This window comes from Ligilactobacillus salivarius DSM 20555 = ATCC 11741, from assembly GCF_001435955.1.
GTDB lineage: Bacteria > Bacillota > Bacilli > Lactobacillales > Lactobacillaceae > Ligilactobacillus > Ligilactobacillus salivarius.
This window is the reverse complement of the sequence record NZ_AYYT01000005.1, coordinates 26,959-48,699: the sequence shown is the minus strand read 5'-3', so window position 1 is coordinate 48,699 and position 21,741 is coordinate 26,959. Positions and strand designations below refer to the sequence as shown.

Sequence of the window (21,741 nt, the reverse complement as noted above, 5' to 3'; positions counted from 1 at the left end):
TACCACCTCCTGAAACTTGAAGTTCGGTACAATTTTTTGCATCTGAGCTTCAATATTCTTAGGATTTTCTTAACTACTTTGAATTAGACTCTGTAAATCCTTTAAGAATTTCTTCTCATCAAATGGAATTGGTTTTCCAATATAGATAAGTTGATTTTCAGTCTTTTGTAATCCTTCTTCAGCCATTAACTTTTCTTCATATAGCTTTTCTCCTGGACGCAAACCAATATATTTAATTTCGATATCTTCATCTGGATGTAATCCTGATAACTTAATTAAGTTTCGTGCTAAAGTATCAATTTTAATTGGTTGTCCCATATCTAAAACAAATATTTCTCCACCAGCCGCATATGCTCCGGCTTGCAAAACCAACCCAACTGCTTCTGAAATCGTCATGAAATATCGAATAATATCAGGATGAGTTACTGTAACTGGACCACCGGCTGCAATTTGTTTCTTGAATAAAGGAATCACAGAACCATTACTGCCTAGAACATTTCCAAATCTAACTGCTACAAACTGTGTTCGTTTCTTTCTATTGCGACTGTCTTTATCCATCATTTGAATAATCATCTCACAAATACGCTTGCTAGCTCCCATTGCATTTGTTGGATTAACTGCCTTATCTGTACTAATTAGTACAAATCGTTCAGCATTGTACTTTAAGGCTGCCTTAGAAGTGTTATAAGTACCAACAACATTGTTTTTAACTGCTTCATTAGGACTACCTTCCATTAATGGAACATGCTTATGGGCAGCAGCGTGATAAACAATATCTGGTCGATAACTCGAAAAAATATCATCTACTCTTTTTTGATCTCGAACTGATCCAATTAAAACTTTTAAATTTAAATTAGGATAGTTTCTTTTTAATTCTTGTTCAATACTATAAGCATTATTCTCATAGATATCAAAAACGATTAATTGCTTAGGATCATAGGTCGCAATCTGACGACAAAGCTCTGAACCAATTGAGCCTCCACCACCAGTTATTAATACAACTTTACCTTGAATTTGTTTCTTGATTTGGCCTAAATCTGCCTTTATTGGTTCTCTTCCTAATAAATCTTCAACCGCTACTGGCTTTAAATGCTGTAAGAAAACTTCTTCGTTTAATAATTGATACACTCCTGGCAATGTCAATAACTTACAATCCGTTTCCTTACAGATATTCAAAATCTCTCTTTTATCTTTAGCACTTGCAGAAGGTATTGTAAAAATAATTTGTGTGATATCAAATTTTTGAACTGCTTCAATGATTTTCTCACGTCCACCTATAATTGGAATATTTTTCAACATTCTACCCCATTTGTTTGGATCATCATCAATTACACATTTAGGAACAGATTGTGCTACTGATGAATTTTCTAGTTCTTTAATAATAATTTGACCTGCTGAACCAGCTCCAATAATTAAAGAATTATATTTAGCATTTTCATTTCTTTGTTTTCGTCTTCTCACTAAATTAATAAAACGATATGCAAACCTTACACTCACGGTAAACATAAATTGAAATAGCGGTCCCATTAAATAATAGGAAATAGGCATTCTTGTGCATAAAACGGTAATACCGATTCCATGAAAAATCGCTGTTACAATTGTCGCTAATAATATTCGGTTCATTTCACTCAGACTAACGTATTTCCAAATACTCTTATATAATTTCAAAAAATAGAAAACACTCAAAGTAAATAAAGAGTATATTGGTACAAAACTTAGATATGCTTGTAAATACTTTAAGGGGATGGTTGTGTATCTCAAATTATAGTGTAACCATAACACTATAAAATAAGCAAAATTGACTGTTATCAAGTCATACAAAGATAGGTAGAATGCTCGAAACACCCATTGAGGAAGTGATTTTATCTTGTTGATAGAATTCATAGTTCCCCCCCCCCCCACGCTTATTTATGGTAGTAACCGTAGTAGTAATCATTATTGGAAGCATCTACTTTATTTAAGACACATCCGATGATTTTACTATCAGCACGTTCCAATTGTTCTTTAGTTTTTCTAATTTGTCGATAACTAGCTTGTCCACTATTAATTACAATAATGCCACCATCACAATTTTTAGCAATCACTGCTGCATCAATGACACTTCCCATTGGTGGCGTATCAATGATAACAATATCGAATTTTTCTTTAACAGTTTCTATTAAATGCTTAAATCTTTCTCCATCCAATATTTCACTTGGATTAGGTGGAACTGGTCCAGAAAATATCATACTAAAGTTTTCTATATTACTTTGAGCGATCACATCATCAAATTGTGCTCTGCCTACTAAGTAATCTGATAGTCCCATCTCAATACTACCAGTACGAATTAACTGTCTTGAAACTGACTTTCTTAAATCCGCATCTATTAACAATGCTTTTTTTCCATTATCAGAGAAAGCTAAGGCTAACTCTAATGAAACTGTACTTTTACCTTCATTTGGATATGTACTAGTTATATAAAACACTTGATTCTTCTCTCCAGAAAATTCAACATTGAATCTTAAAGTTTTAAATGATTCTTGACTTTGAAAATCAATATCATCTAAACGCAACTCAAACTTTTGCATCCACTCACACCCTCTTTCTCCGTTTGCTCTTACCTTTACCATAATTTCCATAGTATTTCTTCTTATTATTACTATCACTAATCTTAGGAATTACAGCTAAGGTACTCAATCCTAGATACTTTTCAACATCTTCGCTTGTCTTAATTGTGTCATCTAAGATGAAGCGTATCAAAAGTACCCCAATTGATAATACAAAACCAATTAAAAATCCGTATTCAATCCATTTTATTGTAATTGGATATGATTGACTTTGAGGATAATTGGCTTTATCTACCACACCAACGGAAATAACTTTCATAACTTTTGTAACATGTTTAATCGATTCATCGCGAATACTATTGGCCAATCTCTGCGCCACAACTGGATTAGGATCAGTAACACTTATGCTAATGATTTGAGTTTCATCTTTATTTTCTGCATTAACTTTCTTACTTAATTCACCATAACTATAGCGTAGATCCTGTTTTTCGATAATATTCTCTAAAACAGCTCGACTTTTTACCATTTCTTCATAGTCTTTTATTAACTCTGTTGAAGGAGTGGGATTAGTCTGGTTTTCCGTTAACTTATTGGATAGATAGATTTTCGTAACTGAAGTATACTGAGGAACAACCGCAAACTTACTATAGGTAAACGCTGCCAATCCGCATAAAAGACCGCTCAGTAAAATTATCCACCAATGCCGCAATAACATTTGGAATATTTCGAATAAATCGAGTTCTCGATATTCTTTTTTTATGTTATCCATACTACCACCTCAACAATTATTATGAAAAAAGCAGTAATCAACCCTAACTAAAGTGATAAAGTCATGGTTTTGATTACTGCTTAGCTAATTCAATTAAATTATTTACTTTTAAAACTGTCCTCATCGCCAATTATAACTATATAGTCACATACACCTTAACACTCATTAAAATAAATTTTTCTAAATCCCTTCTATTAAATAATTTAAATTACATTACTTTTTCTAAATATATTATAGTATAGATATTTATATAATACAACTTGAAAAAAGACTATACCAATCCTGATATAGCCTTCATTCCTTTATAAAGTTTTTAACAAAATATAATCTGTTTGTCTATCATCGCCCAAAATAAAATCATGTGAGCCAACTTTTTTGAAACCAGATTTTTGATAAAAAGCTTGCGCCTTAAAGTTATTTTCCCAAACACCTAGCCAAACTTGGGGTTTCTTTAATTCTTCTGCTACTGCTAACGCTTGTTGCATCATAGCTAGACCAATTCTTTTTCCTTGATATTTTTGTAATACGTATATCCTTTGAATTTCTAACGCTTCTGGATAATCTGATTCTGTTTGCGCTGCACCAACATTCAATTTTAAATACCCCGCAAGTTCATCCTCAAAATAATAGAAGTAATAAAATGATTCTGGATTTTCCACTTCAGCTTTTAACTTGTCAAAATCATATTCTTCATTGAGAAACTTCGCCAAATCTTCAGCAGTATTTTGACTACCAAATGTCTCAGTAAAAGTTTGCTTAGCTATTGCTTGTAATGCCTTAATGTCTTTAGCACTATTACTTATTTCTTTGATACTCATATAGTAAGTCTTCTTTCCTGCTTCAAGCTTGAAATCTTAATCCTTTAGGGAAAAAGTTCTTTATAGTTCCATTAACTAATTTGCCAAATGCAAAATTCTTTTCTTCACAACGTAATAAATACCAGCCATTTTTTCTAGTGTTACCACTCAAAAATATAGTGTTACCTGCTACGTATTCTGCCCATTGATCTTTAGATAATTCAATTACATTTTCTTCAGCAGCTTCCTGTACTGCCAAAGCCAAGGCATAACTAGGTTCAAAGCGATTCTTCTTGAAAGTCCCCAACATCAAACCTGGTCGAACATATTTTAACTTATTAATATCTAACCAATCTTTATTGTAATAGTAAAGATAGTCGCCATTAATACGTAAATCTTGATCAGCAAAATTCAATTCCTGACTTGAAAAATCAGATACAAATTTATGCCATAAATCCAATTCATCAGCTGAAATAGTTTTGCTTTTCTTTTTCTTCTTAGCTTTCTTTTTAGCTACACTTGCAGCTTCACCATTAAATTTTAACTTAGCTAAAAATTGTCCCTCACCTTCAAAATGATGTGGCATTAAACGAATTGTCTTTGTTAAGTCTTCATTGCCATCTGCAAATTCTGGGCGACCACTATCCATACCATCATATTTAGTAATTGGTTCTAAAGTTAGATCATAGTTTTCTAACAACCAAGCTACAATTTGCTCGTCTTCTTCTGGAGCAAATGTACAAGTTGAATAAACCAACTCTCCCCCAGTTTTGAGCATTTTCATTGCTTCTTCTAGAATTAATTTCTGTCGACGAGCACACTCAGCAGGATAGTCCTTATGCCAATACTTAACTGCACTATGATCCTTACGAAACATTCCTTCTCCAGAACAAGGCGCATCAACTACAATCTTGTCAAAGTATCCCTTGAATACTTTCGCAAGATTATCTGGTGATTCATTAGTGATAATTACATTCTTGGCACCTATACGTTCCATATTTTCTGCTAGGATTTTAGCACGTTTAGTATTAATTTCATTACTTACCAATAACCCTTGATTGTTGAGTTGTTCAGCAAGTTGTGTAGATTTTCCTCCAGGTGCTGCACACAAATCCAACACCTTATCCCCTGGTTGAGCATTTGCCACTGCCGCTACATACATCGCACTTAAATCTTGACTATATACATAACCTGCTTGATGTTCTAATGAACGCCCACTTACTTTGCCGATAAATCCATCTTGCGCAAAAGGAACACTAGCAGTTAAATCATAATCTACATCTTTATAATGACGTTTCAAAGGATTTAGACGAAAACCAATCACGCTTTTTTCATCCAAACTAGCTAAGAATGCCTCAGCTTCATCGCCCAATAATTTTTGATATTTCTCAATAAACTCTTTAGGTAAATCCATTCTTCTAATCTATTCCTTTACTTGTTTTTTTATTCTATCATAAATAGTTAAGTAACAAACGATACTTCCGATTATTAACATTAAGGAGTTAAAAATAATAGTTCCAGTATAACTGTATAGAGTAAAGTATATCAAACCTAAAATTGTCCCTGCAATCATTCCTACAATTGCTAAAATCGTAAAGACTTGCCACTCTTGGAAAGTTGCGCGATTAACAGTTGCACGTGCAATAGCATATCTTCTCTTGTAAGATACACCCCATAAAATTGCTTCTGCCAAGAAAGCCGCAAAAATAAACAATAGCGCAACTAATTTACGAACTAAGGAAGTTAACCATACACCCTTAGGAATACCCAATGAGTTAGTAAACATTGTCTTAACTTCTTTGGCACCTAAGACATGTTTAATAACTTTTGCATCTAAAGGCTTTTCAGAATCTATCACAATTCGATAATCATTACTTGTTAAAGTCTTTAAAGTTGAAATTGCACCTGAAATAAAGATCTGATCATCTAAACTTGAAGAGCTTCGTTTTTCTCCCATAACTCCTAATACTGGTAAATAGCCTGAGTTTACTTTTAAATAATCTTGATCTTTAGGTTTGTATAGTTTTTTAGCGATATTCTTTCCTACTAAAGCTACTGTAACTTCTGAATTAAAGTCATTATCAGCAAAAAAACTGCCAGAAACCATTGGTGTAGTGCTGTAATCACCTTTTCCAAAGAAATAAGTTAGATTACTATTCTTCTTATCTTGATAATGAACTTGAACATCATCAATTTTGCTAGACTTAGAAATCTTATTATTAATATCTTCCAAAGAAGTTGTTCCTTTCATCACTACTTCATAGGCATTTTGTGAAAGGTTATGATTGTTCAATTGATTAACAATATCGCGTTCTTGAATCTTAAAGAACACCCAAACACTACAAAAAGCTAATAAGCAGACATATAAAATGATCAACAACTTATTTCTAAATATTCTCATGATTCTGCTTACCTCTTACCGACAAACTTTTGATAATATTGATTAAATTTATTTGCCATTTCTAAAGTTGTTTCTTGGCTGACTTTATGACCCGCATTCTCTGTTTTGGTTAAAGTAACATTTTCTGTATAACTTTTACCTATGTTTTCGCGATAAAAGTCCACTGTATCTTGGTAAGGTACCATTTTATCTGCTGTACCATGCCAAAAATGAAGCGGACGACTAGCTAATTTCTCTAAATTCAAGGATAAATCAAATGGTTCTAAAGCTGAAATTTGCTTATCAACTTCAGTATCAGGCATTCCTTTAACTTGTGTAGCCGCATCAGCAACTAATTTCTTCGCAAATTTAACTGGTTTAGGACTACCCATTAGGCAAACTCCTGCATTTATCCATGGATATGTTGTCATTAAAGCGTTAGTTGTTATCCCACCTATTGATAAACCACTAACTCCTACAAAACCATCTTTAATTCCAACATTTTCACGATAGTAATCAACCAAAGTTGGAAATTCCTTAACTGAATTTAAGACAATTTTCCAAAATTCAAGAACATGCCCTTTTACATCGCCCTCTTGACGATCTCCATGATATAAAGCATCCGGTAAAATTACTCTAAATCCTTTTTTAGCAATCTCATAACCTTGAGTTAAAACTCTTTCTTTACATCCAGTCCAACCATGATAGAAAAAGACAAGTGGTAATTCTTCACCTAATTTCTCACTATCGCAAATTTCTAGGATTGGTAAATCATTAATTTCTTTTGTACTAATAGAAATCATGAACTCCGCCTCTTTTCTTACTATATAATGAATTAATTATACAACGAACTCTTTACTTCTCTCTAGTATTTCTAACAGCTTTATGTTAAATTTAAAACGTTACTGTTTTTATTACAGGTAAAAATTAAGATTAAGGACGTGAATAATTTGGAAAGAAAGTTAATTGCGATTGACTTAGACGGAACAACTTTAAATAACGAATCTAAAATTTCATCATATACTAAAGAAGTTTTACAAAAAGCTGCCCAAGCTGGCCATATCGTTTCAATCGTGACTGGTCGTCCTAATCGTATTTCTGAAAACTTTTACGATGAATTGAATATTCCTACTCCGATGATTAATTTCAACGGTGCTTTAGGACATATTCCACATAAAAATTGGGATAAAGAATACATTGAAACTTTTTCTAAAGATATCGCACTTGATTTAGTAGCTGAAAAAGAAAAACTTGGAATCAAGATTGTCGCTGCCGAAAGTAAAAACTATGCTTTAGCTGATCAACCTAATAATATTATTCCAGATTTCTTTCCATCAACTTTGAAAGCAAATGAAGTCTTAAATGCCATTAACTTGCAAAAAGATCCTTCTGCGATGACTATGTTAGTTGATGAACACAAATTACCTAATATTGTTGAAACTTTAAAAGCTAACTTTGGCGATAAGATTACAGTTGGTGTTTGGGGTGGTAAGAATCCGATTCTTGAACTTTCTCCTAAAGGTGTCAATAAAGCTAAAGGCGTGGATTTCCTAGCTAAGACATACAATATTGATAAAAAGAATATTATTGCTTTTGGCGATGAACATAATGATGCTTCTATGATTGATTATGCTGGTTGGGGTGTTGTTATGCAAAATGGAACTGATAAACTAAAATCACTCGCTAACGATATCACTGAATATGATAATGAACATGATGGCCTAGCAAGATATCTTGAAGATTACTTAAAATTAGCATAATGCAAGAAAAAACGATTTCTATATTACTAGAAATCGTTTTTTCTTATCTATTTTCCCATTCTTCACGCAAAACACCGTATTTAACAGAATCGTAATAAGTATTTTGCCAATATCTGACTTTTCTTATTCGTCCTTCACATTTTAAACCCAGTCTATCAGCCAACTTCATCATACGCTGATTTCCAGACCAAGTAGTGAGTCCAACATGTGGTAGCGAAATTCGTTGAAATAACTCGTCAATCCAAAGTTCTAGAGCTTGGCGGCCAATTCCTTGACCCCATTTTCGTTCATCATAAATCGCTAACCCAACTTCCAGCCAACGTTCTAGATATCCATCATCGTAATAAGCAGAAACTGAACCGACCATTTCACCATCAACATAGATTATCTTTCGCATATCATTTTCAAGATAATCAAGTTCTCTACCAGCTACCCAATCTTTTCTAGTTGGGTAGTGATTATCGAAATAAGGACCATTCCAATTTCGCCATTCTGCTTTAGGATCAGAAAAAGCCAACTCCCAAAACTCAAGTGAATGGTTCATATCTAACTTTTTTAGTTCAACTACCACCTTGCTCACTTCCTAGCTAATTAAAGAATTTCATTGCGAATCATATCTTCATAACTTTCACGTTTTACAACTAAACGAGCTTTGCCATCTTCAACAAAGACGATTGCTGGACGTGGGTTACGGTTATAATTACTTGCCATAACATAGCCATAAGCACCAGTCGATAGCATCGCAATCACATCGCCAGGTTCTGTCTTAGGAAAATCATAATCCTTAATCAAAATATCTCCAGATTCACAGAACTTACCTACAATTGAAGCATTTTGTGCGATTGGTGCATTAGGATCTTTAGCTAAAACAGCATCATATTCAGCACCATATAAGGCTGGACGAATATTATCACCCATACCACCATCAACTGCAACAAAACTTCCAACATCTTCAACATCTTTACGTGAACCAACTGTGTATAAACTTACACCAGCTTCCCCAACAACTGAACGACCAGGTTCAATCCAAATAGCAGGCATTGGATAATCTAATTCCTTACTCTTTTCTTTGACTGCTTCAACAATGATCTTAACAAAATCTTTTACATCTAATGGTTCATCTTGATCTGTATATCTAATTCCAAAACCACCACCAAGATTAAGTACTTCAGCTGTAAAATTATATTTTTCTCTCCATGCACTCAAAAAGTCCATCAATTTCTTAGCTGCCTCTACAAAACCAGCAGTTGCAAAAATTTGTGAACCAATATGACTGTGAACACCTAGTACTTTAAAACGAGGGTTAGCCAATGTTTTTTCTAATGCTTCACTTGCTTGTCCACTTTGTAAGTCAAAACCAAATTTAGATTTAGCTTGACCTGTTGAGATATATTCATGAGTTTCGGCATGAATCCCCGGTGCTAAACGTAATAGAATATTAGCTGTCTTATTCTTTTCTGTAAGTACTTCATTTAATAAATCAATTTCATAGAAATTATCAACAATTATATAACCAACATTGCTATCAACTGCCATTTCTAATTCAGCACGGGATTTATTATTACCATGAAATTCCAACTCTTGTGGATCCATTCCACCTTTTAAAGCTGCATAAAGTTCTCCACCAGAAACAACATCGCTTCCAATACCACTCTTAGCCACCAAGTCATACATTGCTAAACTTGAAAAAGCTTTACTAGCATAAGAAATGTGATATTTAACATTTTCTTCTTCAAAACCTGCTTTAAACTTTGCAATTTGTTCTTTGATTTTAGCAACATCATAAACAATTGTAGGTGTGCCAAATTTTTTAGCTAGTTCTAAAGAGTCAAGTCCCCCAATTGTGTAATGTCCTTCACTATTTACTGGAATTTCTCTTTTCATAATTATAGTTAATTCCCCTTTCAACTAATTGCACAAGATGTATTTTTATTAATTCTAACATATTGATAATCTTTTTCCCACTTAATTTTAATGACAATAAAAAAAGACTAACTTTCAATAGTTAATCTCTTTTATAATTATTAATTATTTTTCTTCACTCTTTAATACACCAGCAACACTGTAACGATTCTTCTTCATTTCACTTAAAACAACATGTACGTGTTCTGCTGGAGCACCTGTATTCTTAGTAACTGCATCTGTAACGTCTTTTACTAAGTTCTTTAATTGTTCTTCTGAACGGCCTTCGATTAATTCAATATGTACTAATGGCATAATAGTCCCTCTTTTCTTAATTAACTAACTTAATTAAATCAAAAAAGCTATTACTTTTCAAATTATTTTTATCCATTCTTACGATATGTTAGAATTATACAGTAATAATATTTATACAAGGGGCGAAAATTGTGAAAATTCAAAAAAAATTATCTGCTTGTACTAGCATTTTAGTTGGAAAAAAAGCGATGGCTGACAATTCAACTATCATCGCTCGTAATGAAGATGCTAAAACTGCTTGGCCTAAACATCTTACTGTTCATGAACATAAAGAATTCGAAGAAGAGCAAGTTTTTGTATCAAACGATAACAAGTTTACAATACCACTTCCTAAGGTTAGATTTAGATACTCTGCCACTCCTGAATGGACTGATAAGTTTGGTTTATTCGAAGAAGATGGAATCAACGAATATGGTGTAGCAATGAGTGCTACTGAAAGTGCCTACTCCAATCCACGTGTACTTGGCGCTGATCCACTCGTTGAGAATGGTATTAGTGAAGAAGCAATGGTAACTGTTGTTCTTCCATATATTAAGTCTGCACGTGAAGGTGTTGCACGTCTAGGAAGCATTATTGAAAAATATGGTACTAGTGAAACAAATGGTGTCCTCTTCTCTGATGAAGATGAAGTTTGGTACTTTGAAAGTGGTAGTGGTCATCATTGGGTTGCACAACGTATCCCAGATGATTGCTATGCAGTAGTAGCTAATCAATTAGCTATCCAAAAAGTTGATCTTGACGATCCTGATAATTTCATGTATTCCAAAGGTATTGTACAATTTGTATACCAAAATCATTTTGAAGTTGATTTTGATAATTTTAACTTCCGTAATGTCTTTGGTACACATGAATATAGCGATGAAATCTATAGCACTCCTCGTGTATGGTACGGTCAAAAATACCTTTCTGGCGATAATGATCAAGATCCAATGAGTGAAGAATTACCTTTCATTCGTAAAGCTAATCGTTTACTCCATTTGGATGATATTGCCTATGTATTAGGTTCTCACTACCAAAATACACCATATGATCCATTAAACAATGATAATGCTGATGGTCATAAGTTCCGTCCTATTAGTTTAGCTGCCACTCAAGAATCACATATTCTACAAATTAGAAGTGGTATGCCAGTTGATGTACGCGGTATTCAATGGTTAGCAATGGGTGTAACTGCTCAAAGTTCTTATATTCCATTCTATCCTGCAGCTACTGATGTCCACCCTGCATATAAAGTAGGTGGTGAAACTTATGATGATAAGTCTGCTTATTGGGTATACAAATTAGCTGGCGTCCTAGTTGATGCACATTACAAAGAATTTGGAAAAATGCTAAAAGATACTCAAAAAGAAGTTTCAATCTTACTTAACAATAAAGTTCATGAAATTGACGCTAAGGCCCTTACGCTTTCTGGTCAAGAACTAAGAGATTACCTAACAACAGAAAGTATTGCTTGCCAACAAATTGGACTTGATAAATACAATGAGTTGATAGCTAAACTAATTACAGCTTCAACCGCCCTATCTCCATTATCATTTAAAGTTGATGTCAATCTTTAATGAGGTTATATTATGGAATATAATTTTGAAAACAAATTTGTTGAAACTGATGAGACAATTATCTTTTTCGACAATTATATTAATATTGATAGCCCTAAAGAGAAATTTGTGATTATTAGTCATTTATCAGCTGATAACTTAGCTTATTTGCAGCAAGCAACTTTGCCTGCAAAAACATTTGTATCTCAAAATTTATTTTTACTATTACAAAAATTAACTAAATTTGAACTAATAGCTAATTTAAATTTAGATCTAAAGGTTCTTCCTTATGGATTCGCTGTATCCGTTGCTGATTCAAAAATTACTGCACTCAATAGCGATGATGGTTTATGGGGATCAATGGCTCTCTATTTGGAACATGATCATCAAAAATTAGGCTATGTTGCTAAATTTGATATTCATGGAATCCACAAAAAACGTATTAAAGCTTGGAAAAAGTTCTTTTCTCAACAAAAATTGGACTACTTGATTTTAGGTTATCAAGATCGCGATGATAGTGATAATTATCTCTCTAAAACTGGCCAGTTAAAAAATATTGAAAAAACTTTAGAACAAGCAGATAGTACTCAAATTTATTTGGAAATGACTCCTTTTGATCCTGAACAATTGGTAAAAATTGACGATTTAGCACATCGCCTAGATTATCAAATTAAGTGGCTACCTGGCTATGCTGAGTTAATTTCTTATTTCAAACAACTTGATTTTAAAGAAGGCTCTCCTGCTGCAACAGATAAAACTTTAATTCAACGTGAAGCTCAAGCTCATATTGCTGATGATTTGACCATTAGTTCTCCATTATTAGCAGAAGATGGCAAGATTGATTTTATGAATAATTTTGCTTATCCAACTGAAGCTGAGCTAAAAGAAATTTTGAAATATATCGCAGCTAAACACGTATATTTTGTTTAATACTTTAAACTAGACTGAGAATTTTCTCGGTCTTTTTTATTATTTTATGCTATGATTAATCGTGGTGATTAAATGGAAAAAGCAGTTTCATTAAACTTTATTTCAGTTCCAAGTGATCAATTACAACTAGCAAATGTAGGACGCTCAGATACATTGAGTGGACATAAGTATGGACCAGCAGTTAGACCATATTACCTTATCCACTACATCTTAGCTGGTTCTGGAACATTTAAAACTGATCAATCAATCTACAAATTACATGCTGGACAAGGTTTTCTAATTGAACCAGGACAAGAAACGACCTATATTGCCGATAAAAATACGCCTTGGTCTTATGTGTGGATTGGCTTTTCTGGTAATTTTGCTGATCAACTTATGCAGCAAATTCCACTAAATCAACGTGAACCAATCTTCAGTTTAAATGATTCCAAACGCTTAATTGAGTTAGTTAATTTATTGTTATTAAAGTCAGTTAATTCAACAACAAAGAAATTACTCAATCTTAGTTATTTGCTGGAATTTTTGAGTATTATTTCCAATGCTACAATTATATCTCGTGAGTCAACCACTTCTATTTCTGATGTTTATGTTGAGAAAGCTATTTCTTTAATCAATAAAAACTTTCCTAACATCTCGGCTGCTTCATTGGCACAAATGATTGGACTAGATAGAAGTTATCTGGGAAAAAGATTTAAGAAAGTAACAGGAATGACACTTCAAACATATTTAAAAAATTATAAAATTACACAAGCACGACATTTAATTGAATCAACAAATCTTTCTTTACTTGAAATTTCTCAAAGATGTGGCTACCAGCGAGTTGATTCCCTGGCAAGAACTTTTAAAGCTACCTATGGTTTAACACCTAGTGACTTCAGACTACAACAAAAAGAGCTTCTAACATTATGATTTTCATTAATGCTAGAAACTCTTTTTTACTATCTTAACAGTGGCTCAGAAACATGATTATTAAACCACTGAATCATAGGTCCCATAAAGAAGGCTGTAATTAAAGTTCCTATTCCTACGGTAGCCCCAAAAATTAAACCTATTGTTACGCAAAAACCATCTGTTATAACTCTATGATATTTAAAAGGTAATGCTCTATATTTATCTGCAGATATTAAAGCAATTGCGTCATATGCTGATACACCTAATGCTGCTGTAAAATATAGCGAAGCTGCTAAACACATTAATCCTAACCCTGACAGTAATAGTATGATTCGAATTAAATATGTTGGAGCTTTTACAAAACCATTCAAAAAAGCTAATGTATAGTCAGCTATTATTCCTGTTAACAGCAGATTAGCCAGTGTGGTATAGCCAAGATAACTTCTTTTTAAGAAAATTACAATAAGCAATAAAATAGAAGTTACTATTAAGTAAAAAGTTCCATAACTACTGCCAAAAATATTGGCAATTCCCGTAACAAAACAACTAAACGGATCCAAGCCTAAAGCTGAATCTTGTAGAATTCCCACAGAACAACCACATAAAGTTGTTCCAGATATTGCCATTATGCGTTTTTTTGTCAGTCTAGTCACTTAATTCCCCACACCTTTCTAAAATAAATAGTTTACTATAAAAATCAGTTGTTTCTTGATTTTGACCAGCAGAGGCATCTGTTGTAACTAAACCTATATTAGCTAACTCATCACCAGTAAAATTACCCAAATATGAACCCAATTCTTCTTGGACATTATATAAAGTATCTGCATCTAATCCTGGTAAGCATAGTCGTCTGTATTCGCAATTTACATCATTTAAAATCTTATAGTATCCCACTATTGCTTGTGATTTATCTTCAGATACAACCATCCAAGATACAATATTTCCTTCAAAAGGACTCTTTAAGCGATAAAAAGTGCCATATTGGAATATACTACGATATTTTTTCATAAGTTCGATTTGTTTCTTAATACTTGCTAACTCTGTTGAACTTAATTTATCTAAATCAAGTTCATATCCAAAAGCTCCAAAGAAGGCAACATCTCCCCTTATCTTTAATGGAGTATTTCGTCCTAACTGTTCATTAGGTGAAGCTGAAACATGTGCTCCCATCATACTTTGTGGATATCCAAAACTCGTTCCATACTGAATTTTTAAACGCTCAATTGCATCGCTATCATCACTCGTCCAAGCTTGTGGAGCATAATACAACATTCCAGCATCAAATCTTCCTCCACCACTTGCACAAGATTCAAATAGAATTTTTGGATAACGTTCAATTAAGCGTTCATATAAATCATAAACACCTAAAATGTAGCGATGCATGATTTCTCCTTGTTGTTCTGGAGGATAAGCTATTGAATAACATTCAGTAATATTACGATTCATATCCCATTTAATATAATCTATTTCACCTTCATCTAAAATCTTAACTAACTGTTCATAAATATTATCAACTACTTCTTTCCTTGAAAAATCTAATACATATTGTTTTCTACCATGTGAAGCATGTCGTTTAGGCGTTTCAATAATATAGTCTGGGTGTTTTCGATAAAGATCACTATCTTTATTAACCATTTCTGGCTCAAACCATAAACCAAACATCATCCCCAAATCATGAATTTTCCTTGATAAACCTGAAATTCCATTTTTTAATCGATTTCGATTAACGTACCAATCACCTAGACCTGCTGTTTCTTTTGTTCTCTCTCCAAACCAGCCATCATCTAATACAAATAATTCAATTCCCAATTCTTTTGCTTTCTTTGCGATTGATAATAGCTTTTCTTCAGTAAAGTCAAAATAAGTAGCTTCCCAATTATTAATCAAAATTGGACGTTCTTTATCTCTCCAATATCCTCGAGCTAGCCTAGTCGTATATAATTTTTGGAAAGTCTGACTAAGTTGGTTTAATCCTTCGCTAGTATAAGCTAAAATTGCTTCTGGTGTTTGGAACGTTTCATTTGGCTTTAAACACCAGCTGAATTGGAATGGATCTATTCCAATTTGTAAACGAGTTACTGAATATTCATCTACTTCTGCTTGTGCTAAAAAGTTGCCACTGTATACAAAGCTAACCCCTAAAGCTTCACCTTGTTCTTCTGTCGTAAATGGTCTTTTTAGGATAACAAAAGGATTCTGCATATGACTTGAAGCACCTCTAGCACTGTTTATTGCTTGAATTCCTGGACGTAAAGGTGTCTTATGTAAGTGTCTTTCTCGACCCCAAGCACCTGAAAATTGTAACCATTCATAATTAGCATCGGGCAAATCTAAATTTAAACTTAGTGCTGTTTTTAATTGATATTTCTGATCGCTATCATTACTAAACTTCACACTTCTAGCAATTGCAGCACTATTTTCAAAAATAGTATATTGTAAGCACAATGTAACTTGAATTAATTTATCATACAAATTTATTTCAAGTGTAGTTGCTTCACTTTCATCTTCTACATAAGTTGCTGGTAATCCTGTTAATTTTCTCTTCCCAGCATAAATTTTATGAGAAACATATTTAAAATCAGTAATTCGACTGCCATTAGGTTGTTTTATATCAAGTGCTGGGCGTCGTTGATCTGTCGTACCATAAGCTGGATATTCTTGTTTTACGTTTCCTAATGAAAATGAATAGTCATCATCGAAAACATAGGAAGTAACTGGACGATATGTATTCTCTACTAAATAGTCATGATTTTCTCTATTAGGAATACGCTTTCCAAAATACAATTGTCCTAGCTGTTTATTAGCTAAAATTTTAATTAGATAACTAATTTTGTTATTATACAAGTGAAACTCTCTGCTTTGTTCGTTATATGTAATTGGCATACTAATTTCCTCCTGACTTATATCTTCTAACCACTTTAAATATAACGAATCTTACATCTAAATGTTCCGCTATTTGCGACTTAGAAACTGCAAAAAGCGTACTTATTTCATTGTTCAAAATTCATTTTCACAATAAAAACACCTCATAACTGTCAGTTTTACCTAACAATTATGAGGTACTAAATTATAATTTCATGAATAAAATTGGATAAGGATTTCCCTGCTCATCTATTTCAGATCTTTCATAAACCTTAAATCCCATATGCTCATAAAATCCTTTTGCTTGCGGGTTCTGTTCATTAACAACTACTTCTTTTACACCATATTTTGTTATACCATGCTCTAATAATTTTCTTCCTAGTCCTTTGCCTCGTTCTCTGGGATCGATAAACAGCATTTCTAATTTTCCATCATCAATCCCCATAAACGCTATCGGAACTCCATTTACATCATTTTCGATAATTAAATGTGGAACTGATTTCAAAGCCATTGGTACAAAATTCTTAATTTCTTCTATTTCTTCATTTGATAAGAATAAATGAGTTTCCCTTACTGATCTTTTCCATACATCAATTAACTTCTCAATTAAGGAAAGATTTCGATTTTTAATGTTAATTTCTTCCATAACTATGCCTTTCTTTTTACTTATTCATTACTTCCTTCAGTTAGCATTCTATATCTTGTAAGTGAGATTGGAGTATCTAACTTAAGATCATACGAAACAATTGGTGTATTTACTAACTTACCTTTTTTATCTATTTCTCTATATTCTTGTTTCAGAGAATCAGCTGTTACTTTACCTGTTCCTAAGTAAACAAACTCATCATCATCTTCAGCATCTGATCTCTTTACGAAAAGTAAATATGTTAATTTGGGGTTCCCTTCACTAACTCCGGCAAACATCTTTAATGTTTCACCTTGTCCTAATTTCCTTCCATTTTTTGTATAACAATGAATTTTGCTATTAGATATAAATCTATCTTCATACTTAATAGAATCATCTATATCATTACTCTTCACATAAGTTACAAAGATTGGACAATACCCATTTTCAATGAAATATCCCCCTATACTTTGAGCTGGTATTTTTCTCTGCCAATTCAATAATCTATTGACGTCTGATCTAGTGTATCTTTTTTCTATCGTAAAGATATTTTCCTTATCATATTTACGAGCATTTAATAACCCAGCCTTGATAACATCTACAAAGAGATTTTTAAAGCCATGATTATTTTCCAATGATTTAGAGATTTCTTTATTGAAACGATATTCTTTATTATTACTGATTTCAATTAATGCTTGCCCACCTAACTTAGCAAACTCTGTTTTATTTTTCTCTTTATCGTTCTTATCATCATAACTTTTAGGTTTGTAATACTCTAGAGTTAGAATTCTTTCCACACTATTCAATACATCATCATTACAGTAACTTCCATTATCAACTACTAGTTTTTCCAACTCTGATCTAGAACTCACACCATTGTCTAAAAGTTTTTGCAATAACAATAATTCGTGTATTCTTTTTCCACTTAAAAATTCTGATGTAATAAAAGTAAGGGTCTTATCTAAATAATCATTTTCCCATAAATAAGCAGCGTCTTTATCAACCCTAAGAAGAAAATCATTATAATTACCTTTTTTATTCAAAATAGACAAAATAGCTTGTGAAGCAACCATGTTATTCTTTATAAAATCGGCTATCAATGGTGTTTTATTCAAACGTCTCTTTAATTCTTGATAATCCTTTTTTATTTCTAAAGTAAAGAGATTTTTCTTTCCTCTCAACTGTTTCAAAATACGTTTTTTCGCAACTAATTCAAAATTAATTGTCGATAAACCTTCTATTTGTCCAGTTTCAACGTGTTCTCTAATGCCTTCACGTATCCTAGATTGGTCACCTGTCAGCGCTACTGGTATCAAATAATTATTCTTGTAGTTACCAATGAAATCTATAACCGTTAAATATTCTTTTCCTTGAGCTTTTCTTAAACCTCGACCTAATTGTTGAACAAATACTATTACAGATTCTGTTTTTCTCATCATAATTACCTGATTTATAAAAGGAATATCTATCCCTTCATTAAAAATATCTACTGTAACTAGATATGTTAATTCTCCATTTTTTAATTTTTCAATAGCTTGTTCACGTTGTTCTTGATTATCTTCACCACTTAACATTTGTGATGGATATCCATTTTTGGTTAATAACTTAGCAATTTCATCTGCTTCTTCTTTTCTGCTAACAAAAACTAAGCCATGGAGTACATCGCCATCATAACCATAATACTTGCTTTGTTCCACAACATATTTTACTCGTTCTTCACTAACTAGATATTTCAAATTAGTATTATCATCAATAACTTCGCCGTTATATGTATAATCAGATACACCTATATAGTGAAAGGGTACTAACATTTCTTCTTCCAATGCTTCTTGTAATCTAATTTCATAAGGAACATTATAATCAAATAATTCATAAATATTCTTATCATCACTTCGCTCAGGTGTGGCTGTCATTCCTAACAAGAAATCTGGAGTAAAATAATCTAGTAATTTCCCATATATTTTACTTCCAACATGGTGAGCTTCATCAATTAAAATATAATCAAATTCATCTCTTTTAAACTGGTTCAAATTTTCAACTTTACTCAAAGTTTGAACAGTTGCAAATAAATATTTGGCATCAGTATTTTTAGTATTTCCAGATATTATTCCATAATTTGTCTTTTTATCTCCACCTAGTACTTTATGGAAACTATCTAAGGATTTCTTTAGTATTTGTTCTCTATGAGCCACAAATAAAAAGCGTTTAGGATTATAATTTTTCACATCTAAAGCTGCTAAATATGTTTTACCAGTCCCTGTTGCAGAGATAATTAAACCCTTTGTTTCTCTCAAAAGCCTTAATTTTTGTAGATTTTTCAATGCCTCTTTTTGCATCTTATTTGGTTTAATTATAGAGTAATTACTGTTATCTTCATCTACCGATTGAGAAACAACTTTTATCGCAGGTTTATTTTGAATCTTGTATTTTTTCTCATACTCATCAATCCACTCAGGAGATAATTTGCTAGCTCCTTTCCATTGTTCCTCTATTTCTGAAGCTATGTCTTCTGTGAGTTTTCCGTTATTATGAGAAGTAAAAAGTAAATTCCATTCCTTATTTACTTTTAAAGCACCAGCAGTAAAATTAGAACTTCCCACTAGCGCAGACTGATAACCTTCATGTTGAAATAGATACCCTTTCGCATGAAATTTACCATGATTCTGTTCATAGACTCTTATTTCAACATTTGGTAGCTTTAATAATTCTCTAAACATCTGAGGTTTATTAAAGTATAGATATGTAGATGTCAATATTCTTCCTTGAACATTCAAATCTTTCAAAACTGTCTTTAAAGAATTAAGAATACCACTCTCAATAAAAGCCACCGCAAATGTAAAAGATTTACAATGTTGAACTTCATCCAAGATACGATTATACATTGTTTCATCTTTGGTATTAGCAATTAATTTGGCAGCATATTCATCATTTTGTTCAAATGTATTTTTGTCCAAAAAAGAATTCAAAATTGCATTCTTTATTTTTTGGTTAGTCGACTGCATCAAATTTTACCCCATTTAAATTTGTTTTACTTATTACTTTAGCAGCAGGAATATCTGCTGGAGCCCAAGTTAATTTTGAAACTTCTGCCGGATCAATCCATTTTACCTCACTATGAGCAATTAAATCGAAATTCTTTGACAAAAATTTAGCATAATAAACCGTCAAATGTACTGTTCCAAATTCATATTCATAGCTCGCTGTTTCAGTAACTTTTTCTCCTACAATAATCTCATCATTAAACTCTTCTTTTAACTCACGCTTAAGACTTTCTTGAGGTAGCTCGCCTTGTTCAATTTTGCCACCAGGAAATTCCCATAAATCTCCCAATATACGATCACTATTTCTCTTAGTAACTAATAATTTACCATCTTCTATTAGCGCAGCTCCAACAACATAAATATTCTTCATAAACTTTCTCCTAATCCTATTATTAATCTATTCTAAGAATACCAGCTTTATTTTAAAAAGTTAATACTAGGATCGATATTTGCTGCCTACCATTAGTTACTATGATACATAAAAAAATTCGACTCTCAATCTTGCATTCACAAAATTAAGGGTCGAACTTATATTTTCATTTAGAAACTATTTTCTAGTTTCTTCTGTTACTTATTCAAATTCTTTAAAATTATGTACTTCTTTGGGACTTATATAATCTTGAGGTACTTGCCAGAAAAATCCTTGTTGCAACTTGATATTGTGGCACAACATCTCTTTAGCTGCGATATTATCCTCAATACCTTCAATTACCAACTCAACATTATTGGCCTTAGCAAAATTTATCCAAGACATAATGAAGAGATTTTTCGTCTTTGAGTCTGTGCTATCGTCATTAAAAATTAACAAGGATAACTTAACCCTATCAATACCTTTGATATTTTCTTGAACAACTTTAAAACTATATTGTCCAGAACTAATATCATCTAAAGCTACACGATAGCCTAAATCTTTTATATGCTTAACTGTATCAATTAAACCCTTTTTCAAGTTTAATTCTTGCGATACACGCTCTGTAATTTCAATTGTAATTTGTTGGTTGTACTCAACCATTTTGTTCAAAAAATCCCAGGTTGATTGATACAAAAATTGATGTGGATCAATATTTATATCTACTCTAACTTTTTTGTCTGTTAAAACTTTCTTTATTTCAGGAGTAAACCATCCCCAAAACATTTGATTACAACTTTCATTATTTACAATCTTTTCAAATATTGCAGCAGGGAAACTCTTCTTGTCCTTCGACCGCAACAATACCTCGTAATCAGATATTTCAAATGTATCTTCACTAACTATTCTGACTATAGGTTGAAATGCTAAAGTTAGATTATTTGGTGCTATGTTTAAAGTAGAATTCATTCCATCTCCCCCTCTAGTCAAGTCTAATCCCACTAGCTAAATTATATACTTATATCATCTTTATGTAAAT

Annotated in this window: 20 protein-coding genes; 4 read left to right on the top strand and 16 right to left on the bottom strand. The window is 32.4% G+C overall.

Annotation, left to right across the window (positions count from 1 at the left end):
- Positions 1 to 69 precede the first annotated feature (69 nt).
- From FC55_RS04005 to FC55_RS03975, 7 genes are all read right to left on the bottom strand, one after another.
- Positions 70 to 1,623, bottom strand: coding sequence for a polysaccharide biosynthesis protein (locus FC55_RS04005; RefSeq protein WP_229104136.1), 1,554 nt, complete (start codon positions 1,621 to 1,623; stop codon positions 70 to 72).
- Between the two features lie 281 nt (positions 1,624 to 1,904).
- Positions 1,905 to 2,567: a CpsD/CapB family tyrosine-protein kinase gene (locus FC55_RS04000; RefSeq protein WP_003704149.1), complete on the bottom strand. Its 663-nt coding sequence runs from the start codon at positions 2,565 to 2,567 to the stop codon at positions 1,905 to 1,907.
- Positions 2,568 to 2,571: 4 nt separating this feature from the next.
- On the bottom strand, positions 2,572 to 3,315 hold the full coding sequence (locus FC55_RS03995) for a YveK family protein (protein WP_003700394.1): 744 nt from the start codon (positions 3,313 to 3,315) through the stop codon (positions 2,572 to 2,574).
- 302 nt (positions 3,316 to 3,617) lie between these two features.
- The gene (locus FC55_RS03990; protein WP_003700395.1) at positions 3,618 to 4,133 is read right to left on the bottom strand and encodes a GNAT family N-acetyltransferase; all 516 of its coding nucleotides are present in this window, start codon (positions 4,131 to 4,133) and stop codon (positions 3,618 to 3,620) included.
- A 22-nt stretch (positions 4,134 to 4,155) separates the two neighbouring features.
- Positions 4,156 to 5,526, bottom strand: coding sequence for an RsmB/NOP family class I SAM-dependent RNA methyltransferase (locus tag FC55_RS03985; protein WP_003700396.1), 1,371 nt, complete (start codon positions 5,524 to 5,526; stop codon positions 4,156 to 4,158).
- Positions 5,527 to 5,535: 9 nt separating this feature from the next.
- Positions 5,536 to 6,513 carry an ABC transporter permease gene (locus FC55_RS03980; RefSeq protein ID WP_003700397.1) on the bottom strand — a complete coding sequence of 326 codons (978 nt, stop codon included), beginning with the start codon at positions 6,511 to 6,513 and terminating at the stop codon, positions 5,536 to 5,538.
- Between the two features lie 8 nt (positions 6,514 to 6,521).
- Positions 6,522 to 7,295: a prolyl oligopeptidase family serine peptidase gene (locus FC55_RS03975; protein ID WP_003700398.1), complete on the bottom strand. Its 774-nt coding sequence runs from the start codon at positions 7,293 to 7,295 to the stop codon at positions 6,522 to 6,524.
- Positions 7,296 to 7,442: 147 nt separating this feature from the next.
- Here FC55_RS03975 and FC55_RS03970 point away from each other — a divergent pair, with 147 nt between their 5' ends.
- The gene (locus tag FC55_RS03970; protein ID WP_035149830.1) at positions 7,443 to 8,252 is read left to right on the top strand and encodes a Cof-type HAD-IIB family hydrolase; all 810 of its coding nucleotides are present in this window, start codon (positions 7,443 to 7,445) and stop codon (positions 8,250 to 8,252) included.
- 43 nt (positions 8,253 to 8,295) lie between these two features.
- On the opposite strand, the gene FC55_RS03965 is transcribed toward FC55_RS03970, so the two are convergent.
- The 3 genes from FC55_RS03965 to FC55_RS03955 all read right to left on the bottom strand — a co-directional run bounded on the left by FC55_RS03965 (position 8,296) and on the right by FC55_RS03955 (position 10,472).
- Positions 8,296 to 8,823, bottom strand: a complete 528-nt coding sequence (locus tag FC55_RS03965; protein WP_003700400.1) for a GNAT family N-acetyltransferase — start codon at positions 8,821 to 8,823, stop codon at positions 8,296 to 8,298.
- Between the two features lie 20 nt (positions 8,824 to 8,843).
- Positions 8,844 to 10,136, bottom strand: a complete 1,293-nt coding sequence (gene lysA, locus FC55_RS03960; RefSeq protein WP_003700401.1) for a diaminopimelate decarboxylase — start codon at positions 10,134 to 10,136, stop codon at positions 8,844 to 8,846.
- Between the two features lie 144 nt (positions 10,137 to 10,280).
- The gene (locus FC55_RS03955; RefSeq protein ID WP_255320015.1) at positions 10,281 to 10,472 is read right to left on the bottom strand and encodes a 2-hydroxymuconate tautomerase; all 192 of its coding nucleotides are present in this window, start codon (positions 10,470 to 10,472) and stop codon (positions 10,281 to 10,283) included.
- 128 nt (positions 10,473 to 10,600) lie between these two features.
- On the opposite strand from FC55_RS03955, the gene FC55_RS03950 reads away from it, so the two are divergent.
- The 3 genes from FC55_RS03950 (at position 10,601) to FC55_RS03940 (ending at position 13,843) form a co-directional block, all read left to right on the top strand.
- Positions 10,601 to 12,025 (top strand): C69 family dipeptidase, encoded by a 1,425-nt coding sequence (locus FC55_RS03950; protein ID WP_003700405.1) that lies wholly within the window; start codon positions 10,601 to 10,603, stop codon positions 12,023 to 12,025.
- 12 nt (positions 12,026 to 12,037) lie between these two features.
- Positions 12,038 to 12,934: an MBL fold metallo-hydrolase gene (locus FC55_RS03945; protein ID WP_003700406.1), complete on the top strand. Its 897-nt coding sequence runs from the start codon at positions 12,038 to 12,040 to the stop codon at positions 12,932 to 12,934.
- Between the two features lie 72 nt (positions 12,935 to 13,006).
- Positions 13,007 to 13,843: an AraC family transcriptional regulator gene (locus tag FC55_RS03940; RefSeq protein ID WP_003700407.1), complete on the top strand. Its 837-nt coding sequence runs from the start codon at positions 13,007 to 13,009 to the stop codon at positions 13,841 to 13,843.
- A 29-nt stretch (positions 13,844 to 13,872) separates the two neighbouring features.
- Here the strand turns inward: FC55_RS03940 and FC55_RS03935 are convergent, their stop codons facing one another.
- The 6 genes from FC55_RS03935 to FC55_RS03910 all read right to left on the bottom strand — a co-directional run bounded on the left by FC55_RS03935 (position 13,873) and on the right by FC55_RS03910 (position 21,671).
- On the bottom strand, positions 13,873 to 14,478 hold the full coding sequence (locus tag FC55_RS03935) for a YczE/YyaS/YitT family protein (RefSeq protein ID WP_081036604.1): 606 nt from the start codon (positions 14,476 to 14,478) through the stop codon (positions 13,873 to 13,875).
- Positions 14,471 to 16,708 carry an alpha-galactosidase gene (locus FC55_RS03930; protein ID WP_003700409.1) on the bottom strand — a complete coding sequence of 746 codons (2,238 nt, stop codon included), beginning with the start codon at positions 16,706 to 16,708 and terminating at the stop codon, positions 14,471 to 14,473. The genes FC55_RS03935 and FC55_RS03930 overlap by 8 nt, the downstream gene beginning before the upstream one ends.
- A 184-nt stretch (positions 16,709 to 16,892) precedes the next feature.
- Entirely contained in the window at positions 16,893 to 17,333 is a 441-nt protein-coding gene (locus FC55_RS03925; protein WP_003700411.1) for an acetyltransferase, read from the bottom strand.
- A 20-nt stretch (positions 17,334 to 17,353) separates the two neighbouring features.
- Positions 17,354 to 20,314 carry a DUF3427 domain-containing protein gene (locus FC55_RS03920; protein ID WP_003700412.1) on the bottom strand — a complete coding sequence of 987 codons (2,961 nt, stop codon included), beginning with the start codon at positions 20,312 to 20,314 and terminating at the stop codon, positions 17,354 to 17,356.
- Positions 20,301 to 20,723 carry a (deoxy)nucleoside triphosphate pyrophosphohydrolase gene (locus FC55_RS03915; protein WP_003700413.1) on the bottom strand — a complete coding sequence of 141 codons (423 nt, stop codon included), beginning with the start codon at positions 20,721 to 20,723 and terminating at the stop codon, positions 20,301 to 20,303. Before FC55_RS03915 ends, FC55_RS03920 begins: the two co-directional genes overlap by 14 nt.
- Positions 20,724 to 20,924: 201 nt before the next feature.
- Positions 20,925 to 21,671, bottom strand: a complete 747-nt coding sequence (locus tag FC55_RS03910) for an EAL domain-containing protein (RefSeq protein ID WP_035149834.1) — start codon at positions 21,669 to 21,671, stop codon at positions 20,925 to 20,927.
- Positions 21,672 to 21,741 lie beyond the last annotated feature (70 nt).

Bases quoted from the DNA above. Each gene is read 5' to 3' on its own strand.
- FC55_RS03990 (WP_003700395.1), bottom strand. From the start codon at position 4,133: ATGAGTATCAAAGAAATAAGTAATAGTGCTAAAGACATTAAGGCATTA.
- FC55_RS03995 (WP_003700394.1), bottom strand. From the start codon at position 3,315: ATGGATAACATAAAAAAAGAATATCGAGAACTCGATTTATTCGAAATA.
- FC55_RS03985 (WP_003700396.1), bottom strand. From the start codon at position 5,526: ATGGATTTACCTAAAGAGTTTATTGAGAAATATCAAAAATTATTGGGC.
- FC55_RS03930 (WP_003700409.1), bottom strand. From the start codon at position 16,708: ATGCCAATTACATATAACGAACAAAGCAGAGAGTTTCACTTGTATAAT.
- FC55_RS04005 (WP_229104136.1), bottom strand. From the start codon at position 1,623: ATGAACCGAATATTATTAGCGACAATTGTAACAGCGATTTTTCATGGA.
- FC55_RS04000 (WP_003704149.1), bottom strand. From the start codon at position 2,567: ATGCAAAAGTTTGAGTTGCGTTTAGATGATATTGATTTTCAAAGTCAA.
- FC55_RS03925 (WP_003700411.1), bottom strand. From the start codon at position 17,333: ATGGAAGAAATTAACATTAAAAATCGAAATCTTTCCTTAATTGAGAAG.
- FC55_RS03910 (WP_035149834.1), bottom strand. From the start codon at position 21,671: ATGAATTCTACTTTAAACATAGCACCAAATAATCTAACTTTAGCATTT.
- FC55_RS03915 (WP_003700413.1), bottom strand. From the start codon at position 20,723: ATGAAGAATATTTATGTTGTTGGAGCTGCGCTAATAGAAGATGGTAAA.
- FC55_RS03940 (WP_003700407.1), top strand. From the start codon at position 13,007: ATGGAAAAAGCAGTTTCATTAAACTTTATTTCAGTTCCAAGTGATCAA.
- FC55_RS03975 (WP_003700398.1), bottom strand. From the start codon at position 7,295: ATGATTTCTATTAGTACAAAAGAAATTAATGATTTACCAATCCTAGAA.
- FC55_RS03980 (WP_003700397.1), bottom strand. From the start codon at position 6,513: ATGAGAATATTTAGAAATAAGTTGTTGATCATTTTATATGTCTGCTTA.
- lysA (WP_003700401.1), bottom strand. From the start codon at position 10,136: ATGAAAAGAGAAATTCCAGTAAATAGTGAAGGACATTACACAATTGGG.
- FC55_RS03920 (WP_003700412.1), bottom strand. From the start codon at position 20,314: ATGCAGTCGACTAACCAAAAAATAAAGAATGCAATTTTGAATTCTTTT.
- FC55_RS03945 (WP_003700406.1), top strand. From the start codon at position 12,038: ATGGAATATAATTTTGAAAACAAATTTGTTGAAACTGATGAGACAATT.